This is a genomic window from Streptomyces subrutilus, from assembly GCF_008704535.1.
In the GTDB taxonomy this organism is placed as follows: Bacteria; Actinomycetota; Actinomycetes; order Streptomycetales; family Streptomycetaceae; genus Streptomyces; species Streptomyces subrutilus.
In genome coordinates, this window is the sequence record NZ_CP023701.1 from 90,952 (window position 1) to 108,902 (window position 17,951).

14 protein-coding genes are annotated in these 17,951 nt (G+C 71.6%); 6 read left to right on the forward strand and 8 right to left on the reverse strand.

The annotated features are described in order from the left end of the window. Positions 1-80 precede the first annotated feature (80 nt). Entirely contained in the window at positions 81-941 is an 861-nt protein-coding gene (locus CP968_RS00420) for an MFS transporter (protein ID WP_150516085.1), read from the forward strand. A gap of 64 nt (positions 942-1,005) precedes the next feature. Further along, positions 1,006-1,503: an anthrone oxygenase family protein gene (locus tag CP968_RS00425; protein WP_150516086.1), complete on the forward strand. Its 498-nt coding sequence runs from the start codon at positions 1,006-1,008 to the stop codon at positions 1,501-1,503. Positions 1,504-1,608: 105 nt separating this feature from the next. Here the strand turns inward: CP968_RS00425 and CP968_RS00430 are convergent, their stop codons facing one another. The 8 genes from CP968_RS00430 to CP968_RS00465 all read right to left on the reverse strand — a co-directional run bounded on the left by CP968_RS00430 (position 1,609) and on the right by CP968_RS00465 (position 14,730). Next, positions 1,609-2,232: an anthrone oxygenase family protein gene (locus tag CP968_RS00430; protein ID WP_150516087.1), complete on the reverse strand. Its 624-nt coding sequence runs from the start codon at positions 2,230-2,232 to the stop codon at positions 1,609-1,611. A gap of 156 nt (positions 2,233-2,388) precedes the next feature. Beyond that, on the reverse strand, positions 2,389-3,807 hold the full coding sequence (gene ahcY / locus CP968_RS00435; RefSeq protein ID WP_150516088.1) for an adenosylhomocysteinase: 1,419 nt from the start codon (positions 3,805-3,807) through the stop codon (positions 2,389-2,391). Between the two features lie 5 nt (positions 3,808-3,812). Beyond that, positions 3,813-4,766, reverse strand: coding sequence for a methylenetetrahydrofolate reductase [NAD(P)H] (metF, locus tag CP968_RS00440; protein WP_150516089.1), 954 nt, complete (start codon positions 4,764-4,766; stop codon positions 3,813-3,815). Between the two features lie 32 nt (positions 4,767-4,798). Next, on the reverse strand, positions 4,799-8,296 hold the full coding sequence (metH, locus tag CP968_RS00445; protein WP_150516090.1) for a methionine synthase: 3,498 nt from the start codon (positions 8,294-8,296) through the stop codon (positions 4,799-4,801). Next, the gene (locus CP968_RS00450; RefSeq protein WP_150516091.1) at positions 8,293-9,273 is read right to left on the reverse strand and encodes a carbohydrate kinase family protein; all 981 of its coding nucleotides are present in this window, start codon (positions 9,271-9,273) and stop codon (positions 8,293-8,295) included. The genes metH and CP968_RS00450 overlap by 4 nt, the downstream gene beginning before the upstream one ends. Before the next feature lie 140 nt (positions 9,274-9,413). After that, complete coding sequence (metK, locus tag CP968_RS00455; RefSeq protein ID WP_150516092.1) at positions 9,414-10,634, reverse strand: methionine adenosyltransferase; 1,221 nt, start codon at positions 10,632-10,634, stop codon at positions 9,414-9,416. 68 nt (positions 10,635-10,702) lie between these two features. Then, positions 10,703-12,838 (reverse strand): condensation domain-containing protein, encoded by a 2,136-nt coding sequence (locus CP968_RS35255; protein ID WP_150516093.1) that lies wholly within the window; start codon positions 12,836-12,838, stop codon positions 10,703-10,705. A 416-nt stretch (positions 12,839-13,254) separates the two neighbouring features. After that, the gene (locus CP968_RS00465) at positions 13,255-14,730 is read right to left on the reverse strand and encodes a multicopper oxidase family protein (protein WP_150516094.1); all 1,476 of its coding nucleotides are present in this window, start codon (positions 14,728-14,730) and stop codon (positions 13,255-13,257) included. A 268-nt stretch (positions 14,731-14,998) separates the two neighbouring features. Here CP968_RS00465 and CP968_RS00470 point away from each other — a divergent pair, with 268 nt between their 5' ends. The 4 genes from CP968_RS00470 (at position 14,999) to CP968_RS00485 (ending at position 17,947) form a co-directional block, all read left to right on the forward strand. Then, positions 14,999-16,393: a pyridoxal phosphate-dependent decarboxylase family protein gene (locus CP968_RS00470; RefSeq protein ID WP_373304144.1), complete on the forward strand. Its 1,395-nt coding sequence runs from the start codon at positions 14,999-15,001 to the stop codon at positions 16,391-16,393. Between the two features lie 76 nt (positions 16,394-16,469). Beyond that, positions 16,470-16,703, forward strand: a complete 234-nt coding sequence (locus CP968_RS00475; protein ID WP_150516096.1) for a hypothetical protein — start codon at positions 16,470-16,472, stop codon at positions 16,701-16,703. 15 nt (positions 16,704-16,718) lie between these two features. Beyond that, on the forward strand, positions 16,719-17,318 hold the full coding sequence (locus tag CP968_RS00480; RefSeq protein ID WP_229886947.1) for a hypothetical protein: 600 nt from the start codon (positions 16,719-16,721) through the stop codon (positions 17,316-17,318). Then, the gene (locus CP968_RS00485; protein ID WP_150516097.1) at positions 17,315-17,947 is read left to right on the forward strand and encodes a DUF6875 domain-containing protein; all 633 of its coding nucleotides are present in this window, start codon (positions 17,315-17,317) and stop codon (positions 17,945-17,947) included. Before CP968_RS00480 ends, CP968_RS00485 begins: the two co-directional genes overlap by 4 nt. The last annotated feature ends 4 nt before the right edge of the window (positions 17,948-17,951 follow it).

A 17,951-nucleotide genomic window follows, 5' to 3' on the forward strand; every position in this document is an offset into this window, starting at 1 on the left:
GGGGGCCGGGGCGCATGCGGAGACCGGTGGGGTCGGGGCGGTGGGGTCGGGGCGGTGGGGCGGGGGGTGCCGGGGACGGGGTGTTCGCCGCGGCGGAGGCGGTCGCGCACGTCGGTGACGGTGGCCGGGGCGAGGCCGACTTCGGCGACGATCTGGCGCAGGGAGGCGCCGGGGTTGCCGCGCAGGAGTTCTCCGGCGCGTTCGCGACTGCGCGAGGAGTCGACGGGGCGGGCGCGTCCGTCGCGTCCGACGCGGTGGCCGGCGGCGTCGGCGGAGGTCTCGATGAACTCGACCGAGACGGGTCTGCTGAGGGGGGTGCAGGCGGTGGGCGGCATCGCGGGCGGGGCGCTGGTCGGCACGCTGGCCCGGCGGACCGATCCGAGCCGGCTGCTGGGCTGGGCTGGGCGCTGCTGGTGTTCTCCGCGACGACGGCCGTGACGTGGAACAGCGTCTACCTGACCACGTCGATGGGGTTCTTCGTGGCCTTGTTCGTGGTGCTGGGGGCGCCGGGCATCGGGGTGTTCGCGGGGCGGATGTCGATCGTGCAGATGTACACCTCGGATGCCACCCGGGGCCGGGTGCCGGCCAGTTTCCAGAGTGTGTTCGACGGGTTCCAGGCGCTGGGGATGGCGTTGGCGGGGGTGCTGGTCGCGCACATCGGGCTGCCGCTGGCCCTGGACGTGCAGGCGGCGCTGCTCGGTACGGCGGGGCTGCTGGCCCTGTGGCACTCGAACCCGCCCCGGCCGGCACCCGGTCCGCTCGCTCCGCACCCGCCACGACCGCCGCCGGCCGGAACAGTGAGCGGTGTGGGGCGGGGGCGGGCGCGGGGGCGGGGGCGGGCGGGGTGCCGGAGAGGTGCTGGAGAGGTGCTGGAAGATCGCTCGAAGTCACCGTGGTGCGGCGCCCACCGGCCGTATAGTCGCCATGACTTGACGATTTGATGACCCGTTCCCGAAGAATCGATGACCCAGAGGCTCCGAGGACGGACGATCGGGGGGACCCACGATGGAGACCGCACGCCTTGCCTCACTCATCGCCGCGACGGTCACGATGGGCCTGGTGAGCGGCCTGTTCTACGGGTTCTCGGTCTCGGTGATGCCGGGTCTCAAACGGACCGACGACCGGACGGTCATCGAGGTGATGCAGCGCATCAACGTGGCCATTCTCAACGGCTGGTTCGTGCTGGGCTACATCGGGGCGTTCCTCTTCACGGCCCTGGCGCTGGCCCTGCACATCCCCGAGGACGGGCGCGGGGTGCTGCCGCCGCTGATCGCGGCGCTGGTCTGTTACGTCGTGGCGATGGGTGTGACGAACAAGGTGAACATCCCGCTGAACAACGTGCTGGAGAAGGCGGGTCCGGTCGGTCGGATCGGTGACCCGGCGGCCGTCCGGCGGGCCTTCGAGGGGCCCTGGGCGCGCGCCAACGTGTGGCGGACGCTGCTGTGCACGGCGGCGGTCGGGTTCCTGGCGTGGGCGCTGTACCTGAACGGGCAGGGTGCCTGAGCCGCGTCCGAGCCGGGCGCGGTACGCGCGAAGTCCCCCGGTCGGGTGGTCCGGGGGACTTCGCGGTGGTGCGTGTGGGGGCGGGTGGGCCGTGGTGGGCGGCGGTCAGCGGGTGGCGCGGCCGTAGAGGACCAGGGCGCGGGACAGACCGGTGAGGGCCACCGTGCACAGCAGGGTGCGCAGGATGTTGGTGGTGACCCAGGTGCCCTTGAACTTGTCCACGATGGAGAAGTCCTTGAGCTGGGCGGCGTCGCCGACGGCGGCGAGTTCGTTGTTGAGGGGGATGTTCACGGAGAAGGTGATCATCAGGACGACGAAGTAGGCCACGGCGGCGGCCGCGACCCAGACGGCGACGTTGCGGCGGCCCTTGCGGAACTCGACGATCGCGGAGGCTCCGGAGACCAGCAGGGCGAGGATGAACGCCATGCCGAAGAGGCCGTTGCCGTCGATGGCCTTGTTGAAGGCCTGCATGGCGGTGACGTAGGTGCGCTCGTCGCCCGCGGCGAGACCCGGCATGACCGAGACGTCGAAGGCGAAGAAGAGGCCCGCCATCAGGCCCACGAGGACCGTGGAGGCCACGAGCAGGGCGGTGGCGACCTTGCTGTGCCCGGCGGTTGCCGGGGTGTGCTGGGGGTGCTGCTGCTGGGCGTGGTAGCCGGGAGGGGCCGTGTACGGACTCGGGCCGCCGGCAGGGTACTGCTGGTGACTACCGGCCGGATTGGTGTTCATGGGTGATCCTCATCTGGGGTGGTGGGAGTGGTGCTCGCCCTCGGCGCGGACATTCGATCGTGGCATCCCCGGGGTCACCGGGCCACGGGGTTCCACCGGCTCTCGAGCGGAGTTCGAGAGCCGGTGGAACCCCGGTCCGTGCGCGGGCCTGTCGGGTCAGTAGCGGTAGTGGTCGGGCTTGTACGGGCCGGCGACGTCGACGCCGATGTACGCGGCCTGCTCCGGGCGCAGGGTGGTCAGCCGGACGCCCAGCGCGTCGAGGTGGAGACGGGCGACCTTCTCGTCGAGGTGCTTGGGCAGCACGTAGACACCGGTCGGGTACTCGGCGGGCTTGGTGAACAGCTCGATCTGCGCCAGGGTCTGGTCCGCGAAGGAGTTCGACATCACGAACGACGGGTGCCCGGTCGCGTTGCCCAGGTTCAGCAGCCGGCCCTCCGACAGCACGATCAGGACCTTCCCGTCGGGGAACTTCCACGTGTGGACCTGCGGCTTGACCTCGTCCTTGACGATCCCCTCGATCTTCGCGAGACCCGCCATGTCGATCTCGTTGTCGAAGTGACCGATGTTCCCCACGATCGCCTGGTGCTTCATCTTGGCCATGTCCGCGGCCATGATGATGTCCTTGTTACCCGTCGTCGTGATGAAGATGTCCGCACTCGACACCACATCGTCCAACGTCGCGACCTGGTACCCGTCCATCGCCGCCTGCAACGCGCAGATCGGGTCGATCTCCGTGACGATCACCCGCGCACCCTGACCGCGCAGCGACTCCGCACACCCCTTGCCGACGTCCCCGTACCCGAAGACCACCGCCGTCTTCCCACCGATCAACACATCGGTGGCACGGTTGATGCCGTCGATCAACGAATGCCGGCACCCGTACTTGTTGTCGAACTTCGACTTCGTCACCGCATCGTTCACATTGATCGCCGGGAACAACAGCGTGCCCTCGGACATCATCTCGTACAGACGGTGCACACCCGTGGTCGTCTCCTCCGTCACACCGCGGATCTCGGCGGCCAGCGCCGACCAGTCGATGGACGTCCTCGCCAGCAGGCCCAGCACCAGGGCCATCTCCTCGTTGTCGGCGGTCGACGGGTCCGGGACCGCGCCCGCCTTCGCGTACTCGACGCCCTTGTGGACCAGGAGGGTGGCGTCGCCGCCGTCGTCGAGGATCATGTTCGGACCGGTGTGACCGGGCCAGACCAGTGCCTGCTCCGTGCACCACCAGTACTCCTCCAGCGTCTCGCCCTTCCAGGCGAAGACGGGGACGCCCTGCGGGTCCTCGGGGGTGCCGTTCGGGCCGACGGCGACGGCCGCGGCGGCGTGGTCCTGGGTGGAGTAGATGTTGCACGACACCCAGCGGACGTCGGCGCCGAGCGCGACGAGCGTCTCGATGAGCACGGCCGTCTGCACGGTCATGTGCAGCGAGCCGGTGATCCGGGCCCCGGCCAGCGGCTGCGCGTCCGCGTATTCCGCGCGGATCGACATCAGACCCGGCATCTCGTGCTCGGCCAGGGTGATCTCCTTGCGGCCGAAGGCGGCGAGGGAGAGGTCGGCGACCTTGAAGTCCATGGGTTCTACTCCGTGGTGGTGGTGGCTGGGGTCTGGCTGACGTTCAGGTTCTGATGGATCTCTAGAGTCGCGGTGGACTTGTTGAGGGTGATGTAGTGCAGTCCGGGGGCCCCCTCGGCGAGCAGGCGCTCGGACATGGCGGTGGCGTAGGCGACGCCGATGCGGTGTCCGTCGGCCGGGTTGTCCTTGGCCGCTTCGAGGCGGCGGGCGAGGGCGTCGGGGAAGCGGGCGTCGCTGAGTTCGGCGAAGCGGCTGATCTGGCGGAAGTCGGTGGCCGGCATGATCTCGGGGATGACGGGGGTCAGGCAGCCCACGGAGGCGAGCCGGTCGCGCAGGCGCAGGTAGTCCTCGGCGTGGAAGAACATCTGGGTGATGGCGTAGTCGGCGCCGGCCCGGCACTTGGCCGCGAAGTGGGTGATGTCCTCGCACCAGGACGGTGAGCGGGGGTGGCGTTCGGGGAACGCGGCGACGCCCACCGTGAAGTCGCCCAACTGTCTTATGAGAGTGACCAGTTCGGCGGCGTGGGTGAGGCCGTGGGGGTGGGGTGTCCACTCCCCCTTGGGGTCGCCGGGCGGGTCGCCGCGCAGGGCGAGGACGTCGCGGATGCCGGCGTCGGCGTACTGGCCGATGATGTGGCGCAGTTCGGTGACGGAGTGGCCGACGGCGGTGAGGTGGGCGACGGGGCGCAGGGTGGTCTCGGCGGCGATGCGCTTGGTGACCTCGACGGTGCGGTCGCGGGAGGAGCCGCCGGCGCCGTAGGTGACCGAGACGAAGGAGGGGGCGAAGGGTTCGATGCGGCGGATGGCCGCCCACAGGGTCCGTTCGCCCGCGTCGGTCTTGGGCGGGAAGAACTCGAAGGAGAAGGTCCGCCGGCCCTGGGCCAGCAGCTCGCGGACGCCGAGGGGGGTGGGGGCGGACGTGCGGGGGCGGGGTGCGGTGACGGCGGTGGCTGCCGGCATGTCGGGCTCCTTTCCGGCTTGGGGAGCGGGGGTCAGCGTGCGTTGAAGTACTTCGCTTCGGGGTGGTGGATGACGATGGCGTCGGTGGACTGTTCGGGGTGGAGCTGGAACTCCTCGGAGAGGTGGACGCCGATCCGCTCGGGCTGGAGGAGGTCGGCGATCTTGGCGCGGTCCTCCAGGTCGGGGCAGGCTCCGTAGCCGAGGGAGAAGCGGGCGCCGCGGTACTTGAGGTCGAACATGTCCTCGACCTGGGCGGGGTCCTCGCCGGCGAAGCCGAGCTCGGAGCGGACGCGGGCGTGCCAGTACTCGGCCATGGCCTCGGCGAGCTGGACGGAGAGGCCGTGGAGCTCCAGGTACTCGCGGTAGGCGTCGGCCTCGAAGAGTCTGGCGGTGGCTTCGCCGATCTTCGAGCCGACGGTGACGACCTGGAGGCCGACGACATCGGTTTCGCCGGATTCCTCGGGGCGGAAGAAGTCGGCGAGGCACAGGCGGCGGCCGCGGCGCTGGCGGGGGAAGGTGAAGCGCGTCCGCTCGTTGCCCTGCTCGTCGAGGATGATCAGGTCCTCGTCCTTGGACACGCACGGGAAGTAGCCGTAGACCACGGCCGCCTCCAGCAGGTTCTCCGTGTGCAGCTTGTCCAGGAGACCGCGCAGGCGCGGACGGCCCTCGCTCTCGACGAGCTCCTCGTACGTCGCCCCGCCCGCACGGGCCTGCTTGAGGCCCCACTGGCCCTTGAAGAGGGCGCCTTCGTCGAGCCAGGAGGCGTAGTCCTTGAGCGGGATGCCCTTGACGACGCGGGTGCCCCAGAACGGCGGAGTGGGCACCGGGTTGTCGACGGCGGTGTCGGAGCGGACCGAGCCGAGTTCGGGGACGTCCTCGACCTCGGGGACGGGGGCCTCGCGCTTGGCGACGCGGCGTTGTTTGAGAGGGGGCAGGGTGACGCCGGGGGTGCCGCGTTTGACTCCCATCAGGGCGTCCATGAGGCGCAGGCCTTCGAAGGCGTCGCGGGCGTAGCGGACTTCGCCTTCGTAGATTTCGTGGAGGTCCTGTTCGACGTAGGCGCGGGTGAGGGCGGCGCCGCCGAGGATGACGGGGTAGTCGGCGGCCAGCTTGCGCTGGTTGAGCTCCTGGAGGTTCTCCTTCATGATCACGGTCGACTTGACCAGGAGGCCGGACATGCCGATCACGTCCGCCCGGTGCTCCTGCGCCGCTTCCAGGATCGCCGAGACCGGCTGCTTGATGCCGATGTTGACCACGTTGTAGCCGTTGTTCGTCAGGATGATGTCGACGAGGTTCTTGCCGATGTCATGGACGTCGCCGCGGACCGTGGCCAGCACGATCGTGCCCTTCCCGTCCGCGTCCGTCTTCTCCATGTGCGGCTCCAGATAGGCCACCGCGGTCTTCATCACCTCGGCGGACTGCAGCACGAACGGCAACTGCATCTGACCCGAACCGAACAGCTCACCGACGACCTTCATCCCCTCCAGCAGGGTGTCGTTGACGATGTCCAGCGCCGGACGCGTCTCCAACGCCTCCGCCAGGTCCGCGTCCAGACCGTTCTTCTCCCCGTCGATGATCCGCCGCCGCAACCGCTCCTCCAGGGGCAGGGCGAGGAGTTCCTCGGCCCGGCCGGCCTTCAACGACTTCGTGTTCACACCCTCGAACAGGGCCATCAGCTTCTGCAGCGGGTCGTAGCCCTCCGCACGCCGGTCGTAGATCAGATCCAGGGCCGTGGTCACCTGCTCCTCGTCGAAACGGGCGATCGGCAGGATCTTGCTCGCATGGACGATCGCCGAATCCAGACCCGCCTTCACACACTCGTCGAGGAAGACGGAGTTCAGGAGGATGCGGGCGGCGGGGTTCAGACCGAACGAGATGTTCGACAGGCCCAGGGTCGTCTGCACGTCCGGGTGACGCCGCTTCAGTTCACGGATCGCCTCGATCGTCGCGATGCCGTCCTTGCGGGACTCCTCCTGCCCCGTGCAGATCGTGAACGTCAACGTGTCGATGAGAATGTCCGACTCGCGGATCCCCCAGTTCCCCGTCAGATCCGCGATCAACCGCTGCGCGATCGCCACCTTGTGCTCGACACTCCGCGCCTGCCCCTCCTCGTCGATCGTCAACGCGATCAACGCGGCACCGTGCTCCCGCGCCAGCGACGTCACCTTCGCGAAACGCGACTCCGGACCGTCCCCGTCCTCATAGTTCACCGAGTTGATGACCGCCCGGCCGCCCAACTTCTCCAGACCCGCCTGGATGACCGGGACCTCGGTGGAGTCCAGCACGATGGGCAGGGTGGAGGCGGTCGCGAACCGGCCGGCGAGTTCGGTCATGTCCGCGACACCGTCACGGCCCACGTAGTCCACGCACAGGTCGAGCATGTGCGCGCCCTCGCGGATCTGGTCGCGGACCATCTCCACGCAGTCGTCCCAGCGGGCCTCCAACATCGCCTCGCGGAACTTCTTCGACCCGTTCGCGTTCGTCCGCTCACCGATCGCCATGTACGAGGTGTCCTGCCGGAACGGCACCGTCTGGTACAGGGACGCCGCACCCGCCTCGGGCTGCGGGGTGCGGGCGGCGGGGGCCGCTCCGCGGACCCGCTCCACGACCTGCCGCAGGTGCTCGGGCGTCGTACCGCAGCAGCCGCCGACCAGCGACAGTCCGTAGTCGCGGACGAAGCCCTCCTGCGCATCGGCCATCTCGGCCGCCGACAACGGGTAGTAGGCCCCGTCCTTCGTCAGGACCGGCAGGCCGGCATTGGGCATGCACGAGAGCGGGATGCGGGCATTGCGCGCCAGATAGCGCAGGTGCTCGCTCATCTCCGCCGGACCCGTCGCACAGTTCAAACCGATCATGTCGATGCCCAACGGCTCCAACGCCGTCAACGCCGCACCGATCTCCGACCCCAACAACATCGTGCCCGTCGTCTCCACCGTCACCGAGCAGATCAACGGCACCGACACACCCAACGCCGCCATCGCCCGATGCGCACCGACGATCGACGACTTCGTCTGCAACAGGTCCTGCGTCGTCTCCACCAGCAGCGCATCCGCACCACCCGCGATCAGACCCTCCGCATTGACCTGATAGGCATCACGGATCCTCGCGTAGCCGATATGGCCCAACGTCGGCAGCTTCGTCCCCGGACCCATCGACCCCAGCACCCACCGCTGCCGCCCCGTCGACACCGTGAACTCGTCCGCGACCTCCCGCGCGATCCGCGCACCCGCCTGCGACAGCTCGAAATTCCGCTCCGGAATGTCATACTCCGCCAACGCCGCGAAATTCGCACCGAACGTGTTCGTCTCCACACAGTCCACACCCACCGAGAAATACGCCTCGTGGACCGTGCGCACGATGTCCGGCCGCGTCACGTTCAACACCTCGTTGCAGCCCTCCAACTGCTGGAAGTCCTCCAACGTCGGATCCTGCTCCTGCAACATCGTCCCCATCGCCCCGTCGGCGACCACCACCCGAGTGGCCAGCGCCTCCCGAAGGGCATCGGCCCGGGTCTGGGTGGTGTCCGTCATGTCAGCTGCCCCAGCTTCTCTTCGAGCAGCCCGGCCGCCTGCGCGCCGTACACGGTGCGGACGGTGTCCAGGAGCCGTTCGGGGTGGACCTCGTAGGCCTGTGAGCCGACGGCCGCCAGGGCCAGCGCGGACATCGCGCAGCCGAGCTGGGCGGCGCTGCGCAGCGGCAGGCCCCAGCTGACGGCGGCGAGGAACCCGGAGCGGAAGGCGTCGCCGACGCCGGTGGGATCCTGGACGGGCACGTCGGGGACGGCGGGGACGGTGAGGGTCTCCTCGCCCTTGCGGTCGATGCGGACGCCCTGTGCGCCCAGGGTGGTGATCCAGGTGCCGACGCGGTCGAGGACGTCGGCGGGGCTCCAGCCGGCGCGTTCGCGCAGCAGCGCGGACTCGTACTCGTTGGTGAACAGCCAGCGGGCTCCGGTGACCAGGGCGCGGACCTCCTCGGCGTTCAGGCGGGCGAGCTGCTGGGAGGGGTCGGCGGCGAAGTCGATGCCCAGTTCGCGGGCCTGTTCGGTGTGGCGGATCATCGCGCCGGGGTCGTTGGGCGAGACCAGGACCAGGTCGAGGGGGGTGCGGGCGTGCAGGGCGCGCAGGTCGATGCGGCCCGATTCGGCCATGGCGCCGGCGTAGAAGGAGGCGATCTGGTTGGTGTCCTGGTCGGTCATGCACATGAAGCGGGCGGTCTGGTGCTCGGTGGAGACGTGCACCGAGCCGGTGTCGACGCCGTGTTCCTTGAGCCAGACCTCGTACTCGGCGAAGTCGGGGCCCACGGCGCCCGCGAGGAGCGGGTCCAGGCGCAGGCCGCCGAGGCCGTAGGCGATGTTGGCAGCCACTCCGCCGCGCCGCACCTCTAGGGTGTCGACGAGGAACGACAGCGAGACGTGTTCCAGCTGGTCGGGAAGCAGCTGGTCGACGAACCGGCCGGGGAAGGCCATGAGGTGATCTGTGGCGATGGATCCGGTCACCGCGATACGCACGTGGACTCCTGTGTGCTGGTCTGAGGTCGGCGGGGCGGAGTGGGGCGGGGCTGATGGTGCGGGTGGTGCGGGTGGTGGCTGCTGGCGGGGAGCGGGCCGGCCGTGCGGGCCGGCCGCTCCGGGGCCGGGGAGGCTGCGGCTCAGGCGCCGGCGGCGGCCGCGGCGGCCGCCTTCAGGCGCTCGGCGCGGTCGGTGCGCTCCCAGGTGAAGTCGGGCAGCTCACGGCCGAAGTGGCCGTAGGCGGCGGTCTGGGCGTAGATCGGGCGCAGCAGGTCCAGATCGCGGATGATCGCGGCGGGGCGGAGGTCGAAGACCTCGCCGATGGCCCGCTCGATGCGGTCGGTGGGCACGGTGTGGGTGCCGAAGGTCTCGACGAACAGGCCCACCGGCTCGGCCTTGCCGATGGCGTAGGCGACCTGGACCTCACAGCGCGAGGCCAGCCCGGCGGCCACGACGTTCTTGGCGACCCAGCGCATCGCGTACGCGGCGGAGCGGTCCACCTTGGACGGGTCCTTGCCCGAGAACGCGCCGCCGCCGTGGCGGGCCATGCCGCCGTACGTGTCGATGATGATCTTGCGGCCGGTGAGGCCGGCGTCGCCCATCGGGCCGCCGATCTCGAAACGCCCGGTCGGGTTGACCAGCAGCCGGTAGCCCTCGGTCTGGAGCTTGATGCCGTCCTCGGCGAGCTGGCGCAGGACGTACTCGACGACGATCTCGCGGATGTCGGGGGTCAGCAGCGCTTCGAGGTCGATGTCGGCGGCGTGCTGGGTGGAGACGACGACGGTGTCCAGGCGGACCGGCTGCTCGCCGTCGTACTCGATGGTGACCTGGGTCTTGCCGTCGGGGCGCAGGTAGGGGACGGTGCCGTCCTTGCGGACCTCGGACAGGCGGCGGGAGAGCCGGTGGGCGAGGTGGATGGGGAGCGGCATCAGTTCGGGGGTCTCGTCGCAGGCGTAGCCGAACATCAGGCCCTGGTCGCCGGCGCCCTGCTTGTCGAGCTCGTCCTCGTCACCCTCGACGCGGGACTCGTAGGCGGTGTCGACGCCCTGCGCGATGTCCGGGGACTGTGCGCCGATGGACACCGACACGCCGCAGGAGGCGCCGTCGAAGCCCTTGGTGGAGGAGTCGTAGCCGATGTCGAGGATCTTCTGGCGGACGAGCTGGGCGATGGGGGCGTAGGCCTTCGTCGTCACCTCTCCCGCGATGTGCACGAGACCGGTGGTGATGAGGGTCTCCACGGCCACCCGCGAGGTCGGGTCCTCGGCGAGGAGCGCGTCGAGGATGGTGTCGCTGATCTGGTCGGCGATCTTGTCGGGGTGGCCCTCGGTGACGGACTCCGAGGTGAACAGACGGCGGGACATGTCACTCCTGGTGGTTCGGGGACGGGATGTCGGAACGTCGGGTGGTCGGGTGTCGGGTGGTCGGGTGGTCAGGGCCGGGTGGCGCGGGCCGCGGCCGCCGTCAGGGTCCGGGCGAGGGCAGCGGCCCGACCGGTGGCGGTGGCCGGTGCGGCGGCGATCGCGACGCGGGGCGGGTGCCAGCCGTGCGCGGCGATGCGTTCGGCGACCTCGCAGGCCAGGTCGCCGGCGCCGGTGAACCCGGCCAGCAGCAGCGGCTCGTCGCGGGCGAGGGCGGGCCGCAGCGCGGCCAGGACGGTGCGCGCGTCGGCGGGCGGGCGCAGCGTGGTCAGTTCCTGCGGGCCGGGGTAGGCGGCGGCGAGCGTGTCGTAGCAGCCGGGGGGTGCGCCGGGCGGCGGGATCAGGCAGATGGTGCCGGCGCCGGTGCGCGCCGCCGCGCGCAGGACGCTCAGGGTGCGGGCGGTGTGGCCGGGTGCGGGGTGCGGTGGGGGTGCCGGTTGCGGGTGCGCGGTGAGCAGCGCCAGGGCATGGGCGACGGTGGCGGTGACGGGCTGCTCGGCGGTGTCGGGCAGGGTGCGCAGCAGTCGGGCGGTACGGGCGAGTGCCCGGGCGGCGTCGGCGTCGGTGAGGTGTGTGCGGTGGTGGACGGCGGTGAGGACGAGGCCGCCCCCGGTGTCGTGGTGGGCGGTGATCGTCAGCGGGAGGGCGGTGGCGGCGGTGATGGTTTCGGCGGCACCGGTACGGACGCCTTCGGCGGCGAGTTCGGTGGGGACGGGGTCGTCGGCGGGCCCGTCGGGGGCGTGGGCCTCGAAGTCGATGAGGGCCCCGGGAAGCCGGAGGCCGTGGTCACCGTGGTCGCCGGGGCCGTCGCGGTGGCCGGGGGTCCAGGCGGCGGCCTGGGCGGGGGCGACCCATTCGTAGGACGACGCGTCCAGGACCTGGCCCGCCAGGGTGGCCAGCAGGCTGGTCAGCGGGACGGCCGGGTCGATGCGCGCGTGCAGGGGGACGGCGCTGCGCAGCGGGCCGGGGAGGCGGTCGGCGCCGGGCAGGGGGATGCCGCGGCCGGAGACCGCCGCGGCGAAGCCGATCGGGCCCGGGGCGGGGTGGGTGTGGTGGGCCTGGAGGGCCCAGGCGGCGTGCAGGGCGGTGCTCTCCGAGGCGCCCTGGTCGGCGGCCCAGCGGCGCAGGCGCCGTGCCTCGTACGGGGTGAGCCGCTCGCGGGTGCGGCCGTGTCCGCGGGCGTGTCCGCGCGGGGGTGGGCCGACCGGTGTCGGGTCCGCGGGCGGGGCGGCGGGGTGTGCGGGGGCGGGCCGGGGGGTGGCCGGTGCGGGGTGCGGGGTGGGGCGGGACCAGAACCGGCGGGCTTCGTGGAGGTCTTGGGCGGCGGTCCAGCGCAGGTGGTCGCGGATGTCGGGGCGGCGTTCGCGGCCGGCGGGCCGGCCGTCGGCGAGGTAGGCCCGGTGCAGGGCGCGGCGCAGGAGGCGTGCGCTCCAGTTGTCGAGGAGGGCCTGGTGGTAGGTGAGGAGCACCCTGGAGGCGGGTTCGGGGTGCGGCTGTTCTTCCAGGACGGTGATCCTGAGGGCGGCGGGCCGGTGGAGGTCGAACTCCCGCGTGCGTTCGGCCCGTAGCAGCGTCTGCCAGTCGGTGCCGGAGCGGGTGTGGCGGTGGAGTTCGGGGGTGGCGTGCGGGTGGACGGTGAAGCGGGGGCCGTCGCCGGGTGCGGCGGGGCGGGCCAGGGCGGTGCGCAGGACGGCCTCGGTGTCGTGGAGGTGCTGCCAGGCGGTGGTGAAGCGGTGGTGGTCGAGCGGTCCGTGCCAGCGCCAGTGGAGCTGTTCGACGTGCAGGCCGGATCCGGGGTGGGTCAGGGCGTCGAGGAGTACCGCGCGCTGGAGGGCGGTGGCGGGCAGGGCGGTGTCCGGCCGGTGCGGGGGCCGGCCGGTGTCGGGGAGGGGGTGCGGGTGCGGGTGGCGGGGGGCGGGGGCGGCGGGGGCTCCGGTCAGGAGGTCGCCGAGGCGTCCGGCGGGGTAGGGCGGTGGGGGCAGCGTGAGGGTGTGGTGGTGGTCGGTGTGGCGGTGCAGGGTCGGGGTGCAGGGCGGCAGGGCCGCCAGGGCGGCGGTGAGCGCCGCGGGGGTGAGCTCGCCGTGGAGGTCGAGGGAGGGCGGGGGTCCGGGGGTGACGACCACGGTCATGGCCACGGTGGCGGCCATCGCTTCCCTCCTCTTCCCTTTCGGCCTCGGCGGCCCCGGCTCGGTCGGCCGTGGGTCTCCGGTGTGCGCTGTGCGGTGTCTGGTGTGCGGTCGCTGGTGTGCGGTGTCGTGCTGTCGTCGGTGGTGGGGGCGGGCGCGGGCGGGTGCGCGTGTGCCGCGCGCCGGCGGCTGCCTGCGGGTACGGATGCGTCCGTGTCTGCGTGTGCGGGTGCGCGGCCTCGTGTGGGCTGGTGGTGTGGATCGTGCGGGACTCATGCGGGTCTCGTGGGGGACACGGCCGGACATGGTCTGTTGTCGAGGATTCTTGCCGCCGGTCCTCGGTTCGTCCTTGAGAGCGCGTCGAGCGGGGAGGGGCCGCTCCCCCGGTCCCCGCTCGACCCCGTGTGTCGGGGTCCGCGCCCGGTGTGCGGACTCGGCTACCGGATGCGGAAGTTGGCCATCATGCCCATCGCGGAGTGGTCCAGGAGGTGGCAGTGGTAGACGTAGGTGCCCTTGTAGGTGTCGAAGGTGGCGTGCAGTTTGACGCTCTCGCCGGGGAAGAGGCGCACGGTGTCCTTCAGGCCGGCCTCGGCGGGGCCGGCCGGGGCGCCGTTGCGTTCCAGGACCCGGAACTGGACCAGGTGCATGTGGAAGTTGTGCGGGACGACCTTGTTGGTGTTGGTGACGGTCCAGATCTCCGAGGTGCCGTGGGCGACGGTCTGGTCGATGCGCTGGGGGTCCCAGACCTGGCCGTCCATGAACCCCCGCGGTTCCTGGCGGCCGTCCTCGTCCATGCTCAGGACGATGCTGCGCTGGACGGTGGCCCTGCGCAGGGCGGGCAGGGTGCGCAGGACGTCCGGGACGCGGCTGGGGTCGGGGGCGGTGCGCACGACGTCGAAGCGGAGCACCTTGCCGACCTGGTCGGGGGTGCCGGGGCCCAGGGTGTTCTCCAGGACGATCCTGGTGCCGACGGGGTAGCGGGAGAAGTCGATGACGACGTCGGCGCGTTCGGCCGGGGACAGTCCCACGGTGTCGGTGGTGAAGGGGCGTTCCAGCAGGCCGCCGTCGGAGCCGATCTGGATCATCTGGCCGCCGTCGGACAGGCGCAGTTGGAAGAAGCGCATGTTGGAGGAGTTCAGGAGGCGGAAGCGGTACTTGCGGGCGGCGACCTCGAAGTAGGGGCTGGGGCGGCCGTTGGCGAGGATGGTGGTCCGGCCGAAGACGTCGTCCATGACGTAGACGAGCTGGCCGCTCTCGTCGAAGTGGGCGTCGCGCAGGGCGATGGGGACCTCGTACTGGCCGGCGGGCAGCGGCAGGGACCGTTCGGTGTCGTCGGAGAGGAGGTAGGTCGCGGACAGGCCGCGGTAGACGTGTTCGGATTCCATGTGGTGGGCGTGGTCGTGGAACCAGAGGCCGGCGGCGAGCTGCTGGTTGGGGTAGGTGTAGGTGCGCGAGGTGCCCGGTCCGAAGGTGTCCATGGGGCCGCCGTCGTTCTCCGGTGAGACGTTGCCGCCGTGGAGGTGGACGGAGACGGGCATGGTGAGGGTGTTGCGGTGGCGGATGACGACCTTGCGGCCGCTGCGGGCGCGCAGCACGGGGCCCGGGAACTGGCCGTCGTAGGTGAGGACCTTCGTCTGGACGCCGGGGATGATCTCCCGGCTCACTTCCTTGAGGGTGAGCGCGTAGGTGTCCTGGCCGCCGAGCTGGGATATCGGGGCGAGCACCGGGAGGGTGGGCATGCGCACGGTGAAGGCCGGTGGGACGGTGACCGGTTTCACGGGGGCGCCGGCCGCGGTGGCGGCGTCGGCCTGGGCGGTCCGGGCGTTGAGCAGCGGGGCGAGGCCGCCGGTGGTGAGCAGGCCCGCTCCGGTCGCGGCGAGGGCTCCGCCGAGCACGCTGCGTCTGGTGACCATGGGTTTTCCTCCTGGGAAGGGTGGGTGCGCGCGGGTGTCCGTGGGCGGGGCCGGGCAGGGTGCGGGGCCGGTGGGCGGTGCGTCTCGCGCGGGTGTGGCGCCGCGAGTGCACCAGATGCGCCTTGCGGGTCGGTGGAGCCGGGATGGTGTGCGGGGGTGCGGCGTTGCGCGGGCCTTGCGGGGGCTGGGCAAGGCTCCTCGTGCGTACGTACGACCGCGTACGCGCGACTTGGGCCGCTGTCCGGGCGGTCCGCTGGGGGAGGCTCCCGTGGATCTGCACGACCTGCACGACTTACGCGACTGGCTGCCGCGTGCGCTGGGGGTGGCGGAGCGGTGGGGCGGGCAGTTCGGCCCGTACGAGACCCATGACGCGCACCGGGTCCGGCCCGAGGCGTTCGCCGAGGCCTTCGACCGGCTGGCGAAGCGGATGGACCACAACTATCCGTTCTTCCACCCGCGTTACGCCGGACAGATGGTCAAGCCGCCGCATCCGGCGGCCGTGACGGGCTATCTGACCGCGATGCTGTTCAACCCGAACAACCATGCCGCCGAGGGCGGTCCGGCGACCACGGAGATGGAGCGCGAGGCGGTCGCGGAGCTGGCCGGGATGTTCGGGCTCGCCGCGCACGTGGGGCACCTGACGACCAGCGGCACGATGGCCAACCTGGAGGCGCTGTACGTCGCCCGGCAGCTGCATCCGGACCGCGGTGTCGCCTACAGCTCGGAGTGCCACTACACCCACGAGCGGATGTGCCACGTCCTGGGCGTGGAGGGCCACCGGGTACCCGCCGACGCGCACGGGCGGATCGATCTGGGCGCGTTGGAGGAGGTGCTGCGCGGCGGTCGGGTCGGCACGGTCGTCGTCACCACGGGCACCACCGGGCTGGGCGCGGTCGACCCGGTCCACGAGGTGGTGGTGCTGGCGCGGCGGTACGGGGTGCGGGTGCACGTCGACGCGGCGTACGGCGGGTTCTACGCGATCCTGGGCCGGGCGGGTGCGGGCGGCGTCGACGCGGCGCCGTGGCGGGCGATCGCCGAGTGCGACTCGGTGGTGGTCGATCCGCACAAGCAGGGGCTCCAGCCGTACGGGTGCGGGGCGGTGCTGTTCCCCGATCCGCGGGCCGGCCGGCACTTCGCGCACGATTCGCCGTACACGTACTTCACCGACGCGGAGCTGCACCTGGGCGAGATCAGCCTGGAGTGCTCGCGGGCGGGTGCGGCGGCGGCCGGGCTGTGGCTGACGCTGCAGCTGCTGCCGCTGACCGTGGACGGCTTCGGGCGGATCCTGGCCGCGAACCGGCGGGCCGCGCTGCGCTGGGCCGAGCTGCTGGAGGGCTCGGCGGAGCTGGAGCTGTACCAGCGTCCGGACCTGGACATCGTGACGTACTTCCCGGCGACCGCCGACGGCCGGCTGTCCTCGATCGACGCGGCGTCCGAGCGGCTGCTGCGCGACGGGATGACGGCGGAGGCGGACCCGGTGTTCCTGAGCGTGCTGCGCGCGGACGCGGAGGCGTTCGTGGCGCGCCATCCGGGGTTGGTGGCGGACGCGGACGCGGCGCGGGTGATGCGCAGCGTGCTGATCAAGCCGGAGTCCGAGCACTACCTGCCGGTGCTGCACGGGCGGGTGGCGGAACTCGCCGCGCGCGGCCGCGTCGCGCCCTGACCGCCGCGCGCCGGGGCGTCCCGCCCTGGTGTGCCCGTTCGTGCGGCCTGCCGGGAGTGCCCCGCGCTCCCCCGGTGTGCCGCTTCCCGCCGTCCCTCCCCCGCGCCGGTCCGGTTCCGGCGCGGCCCGTCTCGTCCCGCCGCTCGTCCCGTCCGAACCGCTCGTCCGGCTCGACCCGTCCGAACCGCTCGACCCGTCCGAACCGCTCGTCCACCTCGTACCACTCGTACCGCTCGTCCAGCTCGTCCTGTCCGTCCGGCTTTTCGTCCCGTCCGTCCTGCTCGTGCGTTCGTTCTTCCGTCTCCCGTGACCGGAGGTCCCCGTCGTGTCCCCGACCCTGTCCCCCTCCCCCAGCCGGCTGAGCCGATCGGCCGTCGCCCATTTGTCCTCGCTCCTGGCGTCCTCCTTCCACGAGGACGCCCTGACCCGCTGGATGATCCCCGACGACCGGCTGCGCGCCGAGCTGCTGCCGGGGTTCTTCCGTGTGTTCGTGGAACTGTCCGCCGCCTACGACGGGGTGCTGACCAGCCCCGACGGCGAGGCGGTCCTGCTGTTCCTGCCGCCCGGCGCCGAGCCCGACGGCCAGGCCCTGGACGCGGCCTTCACCGAGGCGCTGGGCGGGTACGCCGGTGCGCTGCGCACCATCGCCGAGCTCCAGGCCACCGCCCACCCGGTGGACCGGCCGCACTACTACGTCTCGTTCGGGGCGGTGCGCCCCGGCCGCCAGCAGGGCGGCCTGATGTCCGGGCTGCTGGGCGAGGTCGGGGCCCGGGCGGACGCCGCGGGCGTCGGCTCGTACGGGGAGGCCAGCTCGCCGGGCGGCGAGGCCGTGACCCGGCGCAGCGGTTTCGTGCCGCTGGGCCCGGACCTCGTGCTGCCCGGGAACGGACCGTCACTGCGACCGATGTGGAGGGATGCCCGATGAGGGGCGACGACCTGATCCAGTCGTGGACCACCGGACAGGTGTCCCGCGGGGAGGTCCCGGCCGAGGCGCTGGGGCCGCTGTTGCAAGTGCTCGACTGGAGCCGTGACTTCCTCGTCTCCAGCCATCCCGAGCTGGGGCGCACCGGCCCGGTGTGCCCGTACACGCAGCCCTCGCTGCGCAAGGAGCTCTTCCATCTGGCGCTGCCGTCCGCGGACTGCGACAACCTGGCGCTGGCCGTGGACTCGCTGCGGACCCGGCACGCGGTGCTGTCGCAGCCGTTGTCGCCGGAGGACCGTGAGCTGCTGACGATCCTGCTGGTGCTGCCGGGCTTCGATCCGACGGATTCGGTGGAGCTGGACGAGTTGCAGCGCAAGGCGAAGGACGAGTTCGTCGCGGAGGGGCTGATGATCGGCCAGTTCCATCCGGTGTGCGAGGAGCCGGGGCTGTACAACGAGTCGTTCCGGCCGCTGCGTGCTCCGCTGCCGCTGCTGGCGGTCCGCAAGCTCCTGGTGTTCGACCTGCCGTTCCTGGTGGGCGACGACGCGCACATGGACCACTACCTGCAGCGGTTCGCGCCGGGGATACCGGCGCGGATCCGGGACCAGTTGGTCGGCAAGGTCGTGGCCTGAGGGC